Genomic DNA, 14,899 nt, shown 5'->3' on the forward strand with positions numbered 1-14,899 from the left:
TGAATAAGTGTTAAAAGCGCGAAATCATATTTATCCCGTTGTTTTAAAGTATATCTTGAAGGCGGATATTCTTTCAGCCAGTTCAAATAATCTTTTTCAACAACTGAAAGTGGAAGCTCTGGCTTTGAACCAAAAACTTTATCGTAGGCCAGATCACGTGCCATAATTCCTTTAGGGAACTTTTTGGGTAGATCCTTTTCTACGGCCTGTGCTGCATCATTATTGCCCATTACTTTGTAAAGTTTGACAGCAAGTAATAAATTCTCTTCATCTGAGCTCTTTTTTAAGGCCTCTGCCTCTGCCTTTAATATAGTTTCAGACTGTGCAGTATTTTCAGTCAGTTTCTGGTTTAGGTAATTTAAAAGACTATCTCTAGATATATTCTTATTTAATGAAGCCAGTACCGGTGAGTTTTGGTCAAAGATGGATGATAATTGTTTTTTTAACCCATCACTGTTCCCACTAGTTCTAAATAGAATATTTCCTTTTGGATCTACCAGAATTTTTGTAGGATAAGAACTTACCCCAAATAGTTTCACCAAATTATTCTGCGGTGTATTGAGTACCTGAATCCAATTAATCTGATCTTCCGCTATGGCCTTTTTCCACTGTTTAAGCTGATTTTCGGCAGAGCCGCTTTCATAAGCAATACCAAGTATCTCCAGGCCTTTTGATTGATAGCGTTCATAAATTTCCTTCAATTCAGGATGGCTGGCCCGGCAGGGCTGGCACCAGCTCCCCCAAAAATCAATCAGCAAGTATTTCCCCCCCAGCGTTTGGGAATTAAAAATTTTCCCATTTATATCCGCCACTTGAAATGCAGGAATTACAGCCCCCTTTGCCGTGGCATTTGCGGCCTTTAATTTCGCATACAAAGCCATCCATTCTGTAGAATTCTTATATCCTGCTGCGATAGTTTTTAGTTGCTCAAAGGCAAGCTCGTTGCCCAGTTCCGTGTAATAACTCTCAAACACCAATAATGCGGCAAAGGTATTACGGTTTCTTATAACAAACTCTTTTTTATAGGCATTTAAATCTTTCGAAAGTTTAGCAATTTCTCTTTCCGCCTCAGCTATTTTTTCCTGCACGCCAGGCCGGGCAAACTTTATTTTCATCTGCTCCCATATCAACTGGTGGTTACGGCGCTCCCTGGCAGAGAAACTTTCATAGAGCTGGATCTCAGGATCAATTGTTTTCAGCAACAAATCCAATGGATCGTTGAAATTTACGATGATAGATACCTCCTTGCCACCCTTGATCAGAAACTGAGGGGCAGGCTGGGGAATAAAACTTTGACCTGTTTTAATGATACTATTGGAAGATGTAATATATAAAACAGCTTTGCTATACCCTTTTACAGGGATGTGAAATTCATAGATACCGTTAACTGCTTTTGCGTTTAAAACAAATTTTGATTCATTATGATCTGTATACATCAGCCTTACCGGGTAGCCTGTTGTATCCTTGCTTTTAATTTTAACAATCGCTGTATCAGCAGAAGTAGATTGTGTATCAGCATAAACTTGTGTAAAAAACAAGCTTATGCCAATTAACTGTATAAATACGAACTTAAATAGATTAACTGACATAAGTTTATGGGTTATTAGGCATTGATGGATTATAATTTAAGATCATAGGAGGAATCTTTAATGTGAGGCGGTTTTTGTTTAGTGTATAAACTTTGCTGTCCACCGTCCGGCTGCCACGAATATTGTTGTAGTTCACATCATCAAACAATCTCCTCATGTCAAACCACCTTCTGCCAGTTGCCGCAAATTCAAGAATACGCTCACGCAAGATGAGCTTAACCAATTCTTGCTGGCCGGAATATTGAACCTGTGCAGACGCATCAGGCATCCGGTTTTTCCTCAAAGTCTCCAGATCATTTTCAGCGTCAGAAAGCTGGCCACCACGTGCCTCACATTCCGCTTTCATGAGATACAAATTGGGCAATGTTGGTCCTAAATTTACTGTTAACGGCCCAGACCTCTGATAGCCCGGCAACTGCAAGGAAGAAAACAAGCCTTTGTTGCTAAATGCTTTTTTACGCTGGTCATCGGGTCCAAACAAGTTATAGGTTTCCGGTGTCAGCACAGCCAAACTACTAAATGCACTATAAACCGGTGCGGCAGTTTGCTCCACAAAAATGGTTTCATAACTGTCAAATGGATTAGGGAAATTAGTTAAACCCAAATTCGGGAAAAATGAAATATACCAGTCGTTTACTTTTGTATTGTAGTTATACAACGATATTGGCACTTTACTGGTGTTTACCAGGTCAAATGCTTTCTTAAGCGGAGTAAGAGCTTCCGCATATTTCCCCATATTAAAATAAACCTCGCCCAAAATACTGTAAGCAGCCAGCTGGCTTATCCTCCCTCTGCTGACTGTGGTTGGGCTTAAATAAGGAATGGCTGCATTAATCTCATTAACAATAAAATCATAAGTCGCTTTCACAGAAGCCCTGTTATAACCAGCAGTCTCTGTAGAAGCTTCAGTTACAATAGGTATGCCCGGATCATTTGCGGCCGTATTTTCATTAAAAGGCTTAGCAAAGAGCTGAGCCACCCAAAAGTGCATATATGCCCTTGCCACCCTTGCTTCCGCCTGTAACGCCTTTTTCTCGGCCTCAGTACCGTCTTCGGCATTCATCACCCCATTCACAATCACATTGTAAACGTAATTATGAATATACATCGTTCCCCACTCTGCAGCGTTATCATCGGGAAGATAAATATCATCGGCCCATTTATAACTTTTCTGCTCAATTTGACTATAGTTCTGGAAAGTTGAGGGATTGGCCATCATATCATCCGACATATAAAAAGGAGCCTCAACTTCGCCCAGGATACTAAATGAATAGCCCAGTTCGCCTGTAGTTGCATTGGTTGTGGAGGTCATTTTTAAATTTTGAAAACCATTTAATAGAGTATTGTTAAAAAGTCCGTTATAATGTTCTAACTTTTTAGCCAACACCTTTCCTTTAGGCTCAATCTCAAGGAATTTTTTACATCCTGTAAGTGCAATGCAGATCACAATAAGCATTACTATTTTTTTTATTGAAATATTCATTGGAATATAATTTTATCTGTATTGATAATTAAAAAGATAGATTTAACCCGAGTGTGTAAAATGTTGGCATAGCTGCTAGTCTTGTTCCTGTAGACAGGTTATAATACTCAGGGTCTATACCTTTGTCGTTTTGCGTCCAGAGCAAAATATTGTTTACCTGGGCGTAAACCTTCGCACGCTGTATATGCAATTTTGATAGCCCCGAATGGAATAAGTCGTACGATAAGGTTAAGTCCCTCAAGCGCATATACGACGCGCTGACAATATTCACATCCCCCTTAGTATAAAACGAGGTTGTCCTCTGACTGGCACTATTGGTCTCATTTGGAACATATTTTGGCACATTTGTTTTCGTTTCATCCCCAGGACTTTGCCATCTTTCATTAAAATTGCTTTGAATATCTGTCAATAACCTGCCCGTATAGAACTGGTTTGCATCACTGCGCATTACATTTCCGAAATTATAAACGATCAGCCCCGACAAAGTAAAATCCTTATAACGAAATGTATTGGTCATACCACCGTACCAAAGAGGTTGTGTACTACCTTGATAATGGGCATCATCTAAAGTCAGCTGATTGGTAAACATGGCTGTACTGCCGTCCTTTTTATATACCATAGGATTTCCGTCGGCATTTAAACCGGCGTATTGATAAGCGAATAGGCTGTATGCAGAATACCCTTCAATAAAACCACCACTCGCCTTACCATCTACACTTAGAGCGGTATACCTTTTTAAGGAAGTAATTTTATTCTTATTGTAAGAAATATTAAAATTGGTAGTCCAGTTAAAATCTTTCTGGTTGATGTTTCTGCTGTTTACAGAAATCTCTATGCCCCGGTTGTACAGTCCACCTAAATTGCCATAGGCCGTATACCAGCCGCTTGTTGGATCTGTAGGCCGTTCACCCAAAAGATCAGACGTTTGCTTATTGTAATAATCTATTGTTCCCGAAATGCGGTTCGAAAGCAGTTCAAAATCAGCACCCAGGTTTAAAGCTGTCGTTTTTTCCCATACCAACAGCTCATTAGCGGGGCTGATCAGAATATATCCGGTACCCAGACCATTGTAAAATGCATCATTGTGGGCGTACAATACATCGGCCGTTCCGCCCAGTCCCGGACGTGGAGAGTTCCCAGAAATTCCATAGGTAGCCCGCAACATCAATTTGTTGAAAAGCGCAGTGCCAAAGAAATCTTCCCGGTCAACATTCCAGCTTAGACCTGTACTCCAGATGGGCTTATTCTGGCTGCTTTTAGACGTTCCAAAAAGATTGGACTGATCATAACGTAAACTTCCATTAAAATTATACCTGTTTTTATAAGCATAAGCTAAATTTCCGTAAAAAGAAACGAAACGGGATTCCGATTCTCCTTTAGTGATTGGAAGTGACCTCAAGGTATTTTTACTGTTAATTCCAGCAGGCAGTACAGGATTACTGACCCCGGTAAGTTCCAGGTCTTTTTGATTATATGCAGTATAAGTCTGGGTTTGAAAGTCGTAGCCCCTGGTCATGGTATTGGTCACATCAAAAAGCGTACTCCGTACCTCCTGGCCTGCCAATGCGGTAATCTGGTGATCTCCAATCTCCAAATTATAATCCAATTGATTTCTAATGGTCCGGGAGGTTACGTTGAGGTTATTGGTATAATAATAACCACCTTTTGTTGGTAAATAATACACCGGATCGCCACCTGCAGTAGTTGGAGCCTGGGTAAACTGAGCAGTTTCTACCCTTACACCATAGGCATTCTGATCATAAAAATTATACCCGTTGTCTACGGTTTTCTGGTACTGGGCCCTTGTTGTAAAATTCAAGCCTTTATACAAATTTACCATTAACCCACCATTTATCCTGGCGGCCAAAACACTATTGTCATTGTTATTGTAATTTAGTTCGTTTAAGGGAATATAATCCAGGTTCAGCTTACTTTTCTGTTCTGCTGTGCTTCTATAAGCTCTGGTCATATATAGATAACTCTGTGATAATGGGTTACCATTCCCGTCAGCAAAAAGCGCATACGGAACATATTGATTCAGAACCGTTGGGTAAGACATATTTAAGGTACGGTTCTTTTCATACGACATATTTCCCGTCAGATCAAGCGTAAGCCATTTCGCGAGTTTCCACTCCTCACGTAAATTAAAATTATACCTGTCTTTGGTCGATTTATCTGCATTGTCATATCTGCTATAGGCCAATGAAGTAAAATATTTATTCAATTTGCCGCCTCCAGACAATGTTACACTGTGAGAGGTAAGCATGGACTGCTGATAAAAATATTTATTAATCTGGTCCCTGTTGGACAAATTAGACAAGGAATCCCATCGCTGATTGGCAACAGCCTGAGTGTTCAATCCCGATTTTAAATCGTAAAATATTTGTTCATGAGGATATATTTTTGGGAATTTCCCGGCATTTACTGCACTCACACTACTGTACGGAAATGCATTAAGATAATTTGGATCCTGAAACAATTGTTTGCTTGTGGCAATAAATTCCGGACTGGACATCAAATTTAATGAACTGTATTTAGGCATTCCTTTAAATGAAACAAAGCCATCATAAGTAATATTAATTCTACCGCTATTATATTCACCTGATTTGGTGGTAATCACAATTACCCCGTTTGCGGCCTGTGCACCCCAAATAGACGCTGCAGTTGCATCCTTTAAAATAGTGATGTCCTTCACATCCTGTGGATTCACCAGAGATTCGATGTTGCGATACTCAGCAACAGGTACGCCATCCAATATAATCAAAGGCTGACGATCAAGATTGACAGAGCTTACCCCGCGTAATATCAATTTGTCATTACCCTGCCCATAATTAACGGCAAGGCCAGGTACCATGCCCTCTAAGCGATCGACTACGTTCATGCTTATACTTTTCTGGGCCAGCTTACCGCCATTCAGCTGAGAAAAGGCACCTGCACTTCTATCCTTTGGAAGAGTCTGATAACCAGTCGAAACCACGAATACTTCGGCAAGCTCACCGCTGGCAGATTCCAATGGAATATGCCCCATATTTTTAGACACCTTTACTTCCTTTTTACGGTAACCCAAAAAGGAGATTTCCAATATGGCATGCTCATCAACATGATCAAAGATAAACTCACCATTGTTATCGGTAACCGCAACCCGGTTGGTTCCTTTGATCCTAATCGTAGCGCCACTCAATGTATTCCCTGTCGAATCCACCACAATTCCCCGCACATTAATATCTGCAAAAATACTGGCCATTTTATCCAGAAAGGAAGTATCCTTTTCCCGGATAGAAATGATTTTGCCCCGAATCGTATAGCCAATGTTAAGCCCGCTAAATGCTGACTTCAACGCCTCATCCAGGCTAACATTTTGAATTGCAATATCAATAGGCCGGGATAATGACACAACTTTACTGTCATAGTAAAAATCATACCCGCTTTGTTTCCGGATTTCCTTCAACACGGCCTCCAATGATGCCTTCTTTTGATTTATAGTAATACGCTGGCCAAATGTTGCGGCACTGACCTGCATAAGAGATGCTATTAGTATAACGGTGGTAAGTCGCATAATTAGCAATAGTTTATGGTACAGCCTATAGGCCATACCCGTTTTAGTGGTATAAATTCTATACATTTGTATGGTTTGGTTGAGCAGCATGCCCCTACTTTCCACGGTGCGTGGCAGCTGCAGTTTACAGTTATTTAATTGTTACCAGGCTACAACCAGGCCCTTAGAAAAGGGCCTGGTTTGTTTCTTTTCCAGCTTCTAGCTTTTCTGTCGCAAAGGTGTCTTCATTCTTTTCATGTTGTTGGTTTGGTTATTGGTTAGTTGATGCTTTTATAAATGGTGTAATTATTTAAATACAATAACTTTCTTCCCCTCCACTTTAAAGTGAACTTGTCCGGTGGCTTCTATAGATTGTAGTACCTCAGAGAGTCTTTTATTCCTGGAAATCCAGCCTCCTGATTCAATAGAATCAGAAACAGAAGCATCATACACCACCTCAATATTGTACCACCGTGCGATTTTGCGCATAGCAGTTTTAAAGTTGATATGGTTCAGGTAAAAATCACCCTGCTTCCAGTCTATCACCTGCTCCAGATCTGCCTTAACCACTTTGATATCATCATGCTTGTTAATAGCTTGTTGTCCGGGTTTAAGAATTACGCCCACCTTTGTTCCCGAAGAAGATAGACCTGCCCCCGGCAGCGGTAATAAAGGTACAACATGTACACTGCCTTCTAACAAGGTTGTAGTAACTACAGGTTCATTTGTATAACTATTCACATTAAAATGCGTCCCCAATACTTTAATCTCCTGTCCTGCGCCATTAGAACCAGGCCGTGTAGAAACAATAAATGGTTTGGTTTTGTCTTTAGCCACTTCGAAATAGGCTTCTCCCTCTAATTCAACACGACGGAATTTCATGGTACTAAAAGATGCCGGGTATTTAATTGTAGTAGCTGCATTTAACCAAATTAATGTACCATCTGGCAACTGCATTTTATAACTCTCTCCTTTTGCGGTAGAGAGGGTATTAAATTGACCAGTTTGGGTCTGGCTGGCATTATTTACTTTATAGACTATCTGCCCGTTAGCTGTTTTTGAAATAACGATACCTGCTTGTTTGGCAAGTTCCCCATTGGCTGCATCAGACAGGATAATTTTTTTTCCATTGGCCAAAGTTAGTGTTGCCGAAGAAATTCCTGGAGCAATATCGTGCTTGGCCAAACCGATACTGGATTGCCCAGAACGAGCCGATTTATTCTTATAGAAATACAGACCTAAACTCAATATCATTACAATTGCGGCGGCAGCAGTAATCTTATACCATAATTGCTTTTTAGTTCCAATTTTATAGCCAGCTCTGGAAGTTTTGATTTTCTCCCTTGTCATTTCCCACAATTCTGCCTTATCTATAGCGTAGAATGTTTTGACTTTTTCATTTAAGACCTCTTCATTCTGAAGCTCATCAAAGAATTTGCGTCTATCTGCAGAAGAATTTAACCACATATTCAGCTCCGTCTGCTCTTTTATACTCAAGCCACCTTGCATATGGCGGGCTATTAGTTCAGATATATGAAATTCATGCTCAAACATTCTCTTTAATTTTCTATAGAAACGACAGTAGTAACCAGAACAACTATAAGAATTTTATTTTTTTTTATCTCCGGTCTATAAAAAATAAAAATGCGAGATAAACGGCCGAAGAAACACCCTTTTTTAATAATTGATTTTTCAGCAATTCAATGGCTTTTGTTTTATGATTACGAATGGTTTGCACAGATAGCCCCAGTTGCTCAGCAATCTCGTCTGTCTTTTTGCCATCCAGATAAATCATTTTGAATACTTCTTTGCATTTTGGAGGAAGCAGTTCTATTTCATTGCCCAAGATTTCTAATATCTCAGTCTCAATGATATGAAATAATATATTTTCTTCTTCTCCGTTAAGCTGATTGAAATACAATTCTTGTGCGGCTGTCTTTCTTTTTAAGTGTTTGAGATAATCCAGGCAAGCATTCCGGCAACTGATGTACAAGAATGCTTTAATGTTCTGCGCTGTTTCAAAATCAGCATGGCGCTCCCATAGTTTAACGAAACATCCAGATACAATATCCTTTGCCTGGTGCTCATCCTGCAAAAGCCGTCCGGCAAAATAACAAAGGGATTTGTAATGCAGATCGAAAAAATAAGACAACATCTGCTCATTCCCATTTCGGAAATCTTCAATCTGGTACTGCTCTTTTTGTTTATCCTTTAACTTCACTTATTGCCAATTATAAATTGGTTATCATTCGAAAGACCAATATCCGTATTTATATTGGAATAGTGCAAATCATTAATATATACACTCGAGTAAGTATCATCCCAAGTTATTATATTACCATCTAACAGATGCATGGGATTCACCCAATTGTCCTTGGCTCAAAACTACTTTAGTGCAATCTACATCTCAGAGAAAGCCACATCATCACCGGCACCTGCAAGGTACTGGTACTTTTTATCCATTTCCAGATGCGCCCTCAGTCTTTCTTCTCCAATCGTATCCAACAGTTCAGTTATGCCATAATAGTCAATCGCGACAATGATATCTACAAAATCAAGTAAACGACGGGTTTCTATTTCAGAAGCATTCAATCTATGCATTGTCTGGACTAGATTAACATAAGTTGGTTTAGAATTTATTAACTTATCTTTCATACTCTTCTCTCTATAGGTTTCAATTTTGAAATTTCTTCAAAAGGGTCATGCAGACTTGCATGAAAGACCAAGCTCTTCTTTATTTATTGTTTAACTATTTTAAAATATTAATTATAACAATATCATGTTATGCTATCTATTGTAATAGCAATAATTTGCTATTACAATAGATAGCATAACAGCATTTTGCCTATTGAACCCTTTACATATTTGGTACGACCAATCCAATCCCATATTTTTGCTTTATTCTTGCCATTTATGAAAAAAACTGAAGCAATAGCAATTGTCTTTGATGACCATCTTTTATTTGCAGATTCCTTTTCAGCACTTATTGAGCGGCTGGATCTTTTCCGTTCCGTGCACACACTTAGCGAGGAACGGGAATTAATTTCTTTTCTGATTAAGCATTCCGAATCGCCCATCTACCTCTTTTTAGACTATTATCTAAAAGACAAGAACAGCCTGCCACTTATTAACGAAGCCAGACGGTTAAACAAACTCATTACAATAATTATAGTGAGTTCTGTAATCAGCCCCACTACAATTACAAATATCCTGAGTTACAATCCCAATGGCCTTGTAAGCAAATCATCGGGTTTTAATTCCATAGTCGAATGCCTTAGAATAATAAACCAGGGCAGACAGTATATTTCTCCTGCAATTAGCGAAATTGCTTCGAATACAAATCCAACAGTAAAACTACCCTTCACAGCGCGGGAACTAGATATTCTTCATTATTTTGCAAATGGATTATCAATTGCCCAAACAGCAGAACAGGCACATTTAAGTAAGCATACAATTGTAGCACATCGCCGCAAAATGATGGCGAAGGCAAACGTCAATTCTATTACAGAACTGTTGTTCTATGCGCGCAAACAGGAACTGATCTGATCTCATTCTAAAAAATCCGCTATTGGTCTGGAAATAAACAGTTACTATCTTGTTGTATAACCGCCATTTGCAAAAATGGTTTGGCCAGTGATCCACCAACCATCAGTAACCAGAAATTCAACGAGTGGTGCGATGTCTTTAATATCAGTCAATCCACCTAGTGCAGACGCAGACTTGTGATAATCAACCGCTGCAGAACTCTCCTGCCCGTAGAAAAACGGTGTGTCCATCGGTCCGGGTGCAACTGCAGTAACTGAGATACCCCTGCCGCCAAATTCTTTTGAAGCTGCCCTCGTAAAATGTTCAACAGGTGCTTTGGCACCCGCATACGTAGAATATAAACCCGTATAAGCAGCCAGCAAAGACGTAACGATCGTACAGATCTTACCATTGTCATTTATCTTTTTTCCAGCCTCCTGTAAAAAGAAATAAGCCGATTTGGAGTTGACACCAAACATGGTATCATATTCGGCCTCAGTAGTGTCTATAAACGGCTTTTTCAATACCATGCCTACGGTGTTAATAGCTACATCAATACCACCGAATCTGGCAATAGCCTCATCAAAAAATCTGGTTACATTTTCTACCTTTGTGAGGTCGCCTTGAAACAAGAATGCTTCGGCCCCAGTTCCTGCACCTCCGCTAACGTTTTTTCACTTTCTGCCTTTGCACTTTCACTATTGTAGTGAATAGCAAGTTTTGCACCTTTTGCTGCAAACTCTCTGCTTAACAATCCACCAAGGTTTTTACCGCCGCCGGCGATTAAAACTACTTTCCCTTTTAAATCATTTCTTGCCATAACTTATCATTTTAAGTGCACGATATCCACACATGCAACGATATCAATTTACAAACACGATTAAGAAAGAGCAATCAGGATGCATAATACAGCAAAAACATGCTACTAAATTTAAAAGAACTACAATATTTTGTGACCAGTAATCACTCCAAAAAAGCACTATTGCGGCTCGAGAATTGAAATTTTTGCAGTATTTTGCCTATTCGAATTAATTATGCTTTATCTATCACCAAAACGATGTTTGCTCCTGATTTTATTGATATATGCTTGTAACAACGCTGCTCAAGGCCAAATCCGGCAAATCGAGCAGGAATTACAAGGATTATCTTCAATCAAAGACAGTGTTGCCCTTATTAACAGCTTAAACAGACTCGGGACACTTTACAGAACCAGAAATGCAGACAGCTGTTTTTATTATGGGGTCAAGGCCAAAGGCATGGCTGCTAATATACATTACCAGAAGGGCCAAACAGAGGCCGACCATTCGATTGCCTTCGCTTTTTATAAAAGAGGCTTATATGCAGAATCATTGGACCTATTCGGAAAGATATTATCTCAGTATCAGCAAATTAATGATACCGAAAAAATTATCGTGGTCTACCTGGATATGGTTGCTGTTATGAACAAGGGTGTCTCCGATAAAGCAAAGATCGTTTCACTTTTGCAAAAGACTATCCAAATCGGACAAAAGCTAAAAAAAGATAGTATTATGTCTAAGGTATATGCACACTATTGTCTCCGGAATCCGGATCTTCCAGAAGATAGTGTTCTTTACTACATGAGCAAATCCAATGAAATTGCAAGCCGCTATAAAGACGAAGCCGTGCTGACGTACAACCGGCTATGGCAAGGACGTTTGTTAATTTCAAAAGGTCAGTTACAAGAAGCTTTAACACTTGCAAAACAGTCGTTACTTGAAGCAAAGCGTACTGGTAACACAGATCTGCTGATCAACTCTTTCTTCCTGCTGACAGAACTTTATGATCACAATAATAACAATCCTAAAAAAGCGCTTGAATATCTTTATCAGGCTTATGAGGCGGCACAAAAAAATGGAGACAGCTCCTTGGAAATATACATTTTACATAATGCATTAGAAGTAGCGGAACAACTAGGGGATAAAGACGAAATCATTAAAGTTTATTTTGAACTGGATAAGTCGATTACAGCAGAATGGGAAAAATCAAAAAAGTTCATCAATGATTATGTCGCGTACAATGCTGTACAGGACCAAAATAAGTTATTAAACGAAAAAAACGCACAACGAACCTTATGGTTGATAATCATTTCATTTTCCTCAGCAATGATTGTACTGACCATCTATCTAATGATGCTCCGTCGCGACAGAAAAGCAAAAGCTCAGATAGAAGCGCTCAACGATATGGCCACTATGCAAATCATGGCCATGGAAGAGGCTAAACACCAAGCGGTAAAGGAAGAGCAACAACGACTTGGACAAGACCTTCATGACGGCCTTTCATCATCCATTGCTGCCATCAGATATCAATTGGAAACACTAATGATGGACACCAGTGATGTTGACCTGAAAAGAAAATTGGATATGCTCCAAAAGGAAACGGAAAATGCTTATAAAGCAGCGCGGAACAAAAGCCATGAATGGTTCAGTGCTGCGGATGAGCAACTGGAACAGTCGTTTGAAAAGCAAATTATATTACTGACAGATAATGCTCTGCCTGATAACAGATACAACAAAAATATCCACATAGACAATAGCGCATTATCAGGTGTTGACATGGACACAAGAATAGCATTACTCCGCATTATTCAAGAGGCCATCACCAATATTATCAAACATGCTAAAGCTAAAAATGTGGATATTCTGATTTATGAAGAAGAGGAGAACTTATTATTAACCATCAGTGATGATGGAATAGGCTTAGATGAAAAGAAACCCGACAAGGGAAAATCAACCATAGGCTTACAATCCATTCGCCGTCGTGTTGGATATCTAAACGGTGAAATTAAGATAAATTCAAATACCAAAGGCACTGAAATAATTGTATCTATCCCATTATAGCCATACCTTCCCCAGTCCGTAGCTAAGAATTCTAACCATCAACATTACGTCTGATCAATACAAATTAGCCTAAAAATTCTTTGATATAATTTGCTGTTTCTCTTGGCTTTTCTGCAAGCATAAAATGCCCGCTATCCTCAACTTTTACCAATTGCAGATCTGTTGTATAGTTAGGAAGCATATTTTGCAACATCTCAAATCCAGTTGCGCCTATTCCAATGACCGGCATATTGAGTTTCGCGTAAGCTTTTATATCTTCTATATCCTGTGGAAAAGCTTGATACCAGGCATTTGATGCGCGTATGCCATCGTTACTGTCGTAGGCAAATGCATAAATGGCTTTATCAAACTCATCCATACTATTTTGGTCATTTAACAAGTTTTTAAATATCCACGCTATAACAATAAACATGCGACCTTCAAGCAATTGTTCCGGGAGTTCTTTTACCTGATTGAAAGCAAGCCACCACGGGTAAAGATAATTCGCCCCCAGCATTGGAAGCATAGGTAATTGATACATTCCTGCATCAGGATGTGGTGTATCTAAAACAATTAACTTTGATGTACGCTCCGGAAAATTAGCTGCAAAGCTAAAAGCAACATGCGCACCAATATCATGACCACCAATATTAATGCTCTTGTAACCCAATTTTATGACCAGTTCATAGACATCTTTAGCCATATTTTTTTTGTCATATCCGCTTGATGGCTTTCCCGAACTCCCCATCCCTCTCAGATCTATCACTATAACATGGTATTTTGTTGCAAGCTCAGGCATTACTTTATGATAAGCCCACCAGGTTTCCGGCCAGCCGGGCAGCAGAATCAAAGGTTCCCCATTACCGCCTTCAACATAATGTAGAGTTGTTCCATTTACTTCCGTATAATTGTTTTTAAAGCCTGGCAGCGATTTTATGAGTTCTTCGTCTGAATATTGCATTTCCATAGAATTATATATAACTGGGTACTATTTTTATTGTGAAGGCAAAATTATCTACTAATTTTGCAACATACAAGTATGAAGTATACTACATAGTTCACTTTTTTTTTTATATAGCAATGAAACTAATAAATCAGCTTTCCAAAGAAACAGGGATACCTATTGGTACAATAAGGTTTTATGAAAAATCAGGTCTTTTCAGTGGGGAAAAAAAACAAGAAGTAACCACCAATAATTATGTTTATTATGGTGATGATGTTATTGAAAAATTAAGGTTTATACAAATGGCCAAAGCTGTCGGTTTTACTTTAGCTGAAATTAAGGAAGTAGTTGATGCCTGGTACAAAAAGGAAATCAGCCAAAAAGCGCAAATTGAAGTTCTGGATAAGAAGTTGTTGCAAATAGATGTTAAAATCAAAGAACTGAAGGCTATGAAAAAGCAAATTGCACTTTGCAAGTATAATATCGAAAATAGAACTGAACAGGATATAATAATTTAGATCATTAGCATCTAATCCCCACCCTCCCCCGTCTGCCCCCAAGAAAAATAGGTTCTCACAAAAAAGCTGGAAGAATTTCTCCTCCGGCTTATTCAAATATTAATGCTGAACTTAACTTTATACTAATGCCTGGATTTCAGCTATAGAGAGATTGGTTAATTCAGCAATCTCTTCAACATGCATACCTTTTGTTTTTAACTTAACAGCCATTTCCCTTTTTTCCTGCTCCGCACCGATTTTCTGCCCACGCTGCTCCCCCCTCAACTCCGCAGACTCCAGAGCACTGTAGTTATCACGCTTAATCTTTAAACTTGGAAGGTAGGTCGGGGGCATTACTGCCCCTTTCCCCCTTAAGAACCGGACTTGCGCTTTTCATTACATCCGGCTCAGGCAATTAGCTAGCCACTTCTGTTAAAAGTGACCGGTAGTTTATACACAAAACCATTATTAAAGCCGGATCGGTGACATA

General features: G+C 39.2%; 13 protein-coding genes. 3 read left to right on the forward strand and 10 right to left on the reverse strand.

Annotation, left to right across the window (positions count from 1 at the left end):
- The 6 genes from VNZ46_RS13595 to VNZ46_RS13620 all read right to left on the reverse strand — a co-directional run.
- The coding region (locus VNZ46_RS13595) for a TlpA disulfide reductase family protein (protein ID WP_325560634.1) at positions 1–1,589 on the reverse strand (1,589 nt) is incomplete at its 3' end.
- Between the two features lie 4 nt (positions 1,590–1,593).
- Positions 1,594–3,072: a RagB/SusD family nutrient uptake outer membrane protein gene (locus tag VNZ46_RS13600; RefSeq protein WP_325560635.1), complete on the reverse strand. Its 1,479-nt coding sequence runs from the start codon at positions 3,070–3,072 to the stop codon at positions 1,594–1,596.
- A 28-nt stretch (positions 3,073–3,100) separates the two neighbouring features.
- Positions 3,101–6,694, reverse strand: a complete 3,594-nt coding sequence (locus tag VNZ46_RS13605) for a SusC/RagA family TonB-linked outer membrane protein (protein WP_325560636.1) — start codon at positions 6,692–6,694, stop codon at positions 3,101–3,103.
- 219 nt (positions 6,695–6,913) lie between these two features.
- On the reverse strand, positions 6,914–8,161 hold the full coding sequence (locus VNZ46_RS13610; RefSeq protein ID WP_325560637.1) for a FecR family protein: 1,248 nt from the start codon (positions 8,159–8,161) through the stop codon (positions 6,914–6,916).
- Positions 8,162–8,225: 64 nt separating this feature from the next.
- Positions 8,226–8,828, reverse strand: coding sequence for an RNA polymerase sigma-70 factor (locus VNZ46_RS13615; protein WP_325560638.1), 603 nt, complete (start codon positions 8,826–8,828; stop codon positions 8,226–8,228).
- Between the two features lie 179 nt (positions 8,829–9,007).
- Entirely contained in the window at positions 9,008–9,208 is a 201-nt protein-coding gene (locus tag VNZ46_RS13620; protein WP_325560639.1) for a hypothetical protein, read from the reverse strand.
- A 312-nt stretch (positions 9,209–9,520) separates the two neighbouring features.
- On the opposite strand from VNZ46_RS13620, the gene VNZ46_RS13625 reads away from it, so the two are divergent.
- Positions 9,521–10,153 carry a response regulator transcription factor gene (locus tag VNZ46_RS13625; protein ID WP_325560640.1) on the forward strand — a complete coding sequence of 211 codons (633 nt, stop codon included), beginning with the start codon at positions 9,521–9,523 and terminating at the stop codon, positions 10,151–10,153.
- Between the two features lie 44 nt (positions 10,154–10,197).
- Here VNZ46_RS13625 and VNZ46_RS13630 read toward each other — a convergent pair whose 3' ends face one another.
- Together VNZ46_RS13630 and VNZ46_RS13635 are read right to left on the reverse strand one after the other, a co-directional pair.
- Entirely contained in the window at positions 10,198–10,764 is a 567-nt protein-coding gene (locus VNZ46_RS13630) for an SDR family oxidoreductase (protein ID WP_325560641.1), read from the reverse strand.
- Positions 10,737–10,952 carry a hypothetical protein gene (locus VNZ46_RS13635; protein ID WP_325560642.1) on the reverse strand — a complete coding sequence of 72 codons (216 nt, stop codon included), beginning with the start codon at positions 10,950–10,952 and terminating at the stop codon, positions 10,737–10,739. The genes VNZ46_RS13630 and VNZ46_RS13635 overlap by 28 nt, the downstream gene beginning before the upstream one ends.
- 214 nt (positions 10,953–11,166) lie before the next feature.
- Here VNZ46_RS13635 and VNZ46_RS13640 point away from each other — a divergent pair, with 214 nt between their 5' ends.
- A complete protein-coding gene (locus VNZ46_RS13640) occupies positions 11,167–12,990 on the forward strand; it encodes a sensor histidine kinase (protein ID WP_325560643.1) in 1,824 nt (607 codons plus the stop codon).
- Positions 12,991–13,054: 64 nt separating this feature from the next.
- Here the strand turns inward: VNZ46_RS13640 and VNZ46_RS13645 are convergent, their stop codons facing one another.
- Positions 13,055–13,936, reverse strand: a complete 882-nt coding sequence (locus tag VNZ46_RS13645; protein WP_325560644.1) for an alpha/beta hydrolase — start codon at positions 13,934–13,936, stop codon at positions 13,055–13,057.
- A 113-nt stretch (positions 13,937–14,049) separates the two neighbouring features.
- Here VNZ46_RS13645 and VNZ46_RS13650 point away from each other — a divergent pair, with 113 nt between their 5' ends.
- The gene (locus VNZ46_RS13650; RefSeq protein WP_325560645.1) at positions 14,050–14,430 is read left to right on the forward strand and encodes a MerR family transcriptional regulator; all 381 of its coding nucleotides are present in this window, start codon (positions 14,050–14,052) and stop codon (positions 14,428–14,430) included.
- Positions 14,431–14,547: 117 nt separating this feature from the next.
- On the opposite strand, the gene VNZ46_RS13655 is transcribed toward VNZ46_RS13650, so the two are convergent.
- Positions 14,548–14,763 carry a hypothetical protein gene (locus VNZ46_RS13655; RefSeq protein WP_325560646.1) on the reverse strand — a complete coding sequence of 72 codons (216 nt, stop codon included), beginning with the start codon at positions 14,761–14,763 and terminating at the stop codon, positions 14,548–14,550.
- Between the last annotated feature and the right edge of the window lie 136 nt (positions 14,764–14,899).

Origin of the sequence: Pedobacter sp., assembly GCF_035566355.1 — a bacterium.
Taxonomy (GTDB): Bacteria; Bacteroidota; Bacteroidia; order Sphingobacteriales; family Sphingobacteriaceae; genus Pedobacter.

Excerpts from the sequence above, each read along its gene's own strand:
- VNZ46_RS13600 (WP_325560635.1), bottom strand. The coding sequence starts at position 3,072 with ATGAATATTTCAATAAAAAAAATAGTAATGCTTATTGTGATCTGCATT.
- VNZ46_RS13605 (WP_325560636.1), bottom strand. The coding sequence starts at position 6,694 with ATGTATAGAATTTATACCACTAAAACGGGTATGGCCTATAGGCTGTAC.
- VNZ46_RS13610 (WP_325560637.1), bottom strand. The coding sequence starts at position 8,161 with ATGTTTGAGCATGAATTTCATATATCTGAACTAATAGCCCGCCATATG.
- VNZ46_RS13620 (WP_325560639.1), bottom strand. The coding sequence starts at position 9,208 with ATGCATAGATTGAATGCTTCTGAAATAGAAACCCGTCGTTTACTTGAT.
- VNZ46_RS13625 (WP_325560640.1), top strand. The coding sequence starts at position 9,521 with ATGAAAAAAACTGAAGCAATAGCAATTGTCTTTGATGACCATCTTTTA.
- VNZ46_RS13635 (WP_325560642.1), bottom strand. The coding sequence starts at position 10,952 with ATGGCAAGAAATGATTTAAAAGGGAAAGTAGTTTTAATCGCCGGCGGC.
- VNZ46_RS13640 (WP_325560643.1), top strand. The coding sequence starts at position 11,167 with ATGCTTTATCTATCACCAAAACGATGTTTGCTCCTGATTTTATTGATA.
- VNZ46_RS13645 (WP_325560644.1), bottom strand. The coding sequence starts at position 13,936 with ATGGAAATGCAATATTCAGACGAAGAACTCATAAAATCGCTGCCAGGC.
- VNZ46_RS13650 (WP_325560645.1), top strand. The coding sequence starts at position 14,050 with ATGAAACTAATAAATCAGCTTTCCAAAGAAACAGGGATACCTATTGGT.
- VNZ46_RS13655 (WP_325560646.1), bottom strand. The coding sequence starts at position 14,763 with ATGCCCCCGACCTACCTTCCAAGTTTAAAGATTAAGCGTGATAACTAC.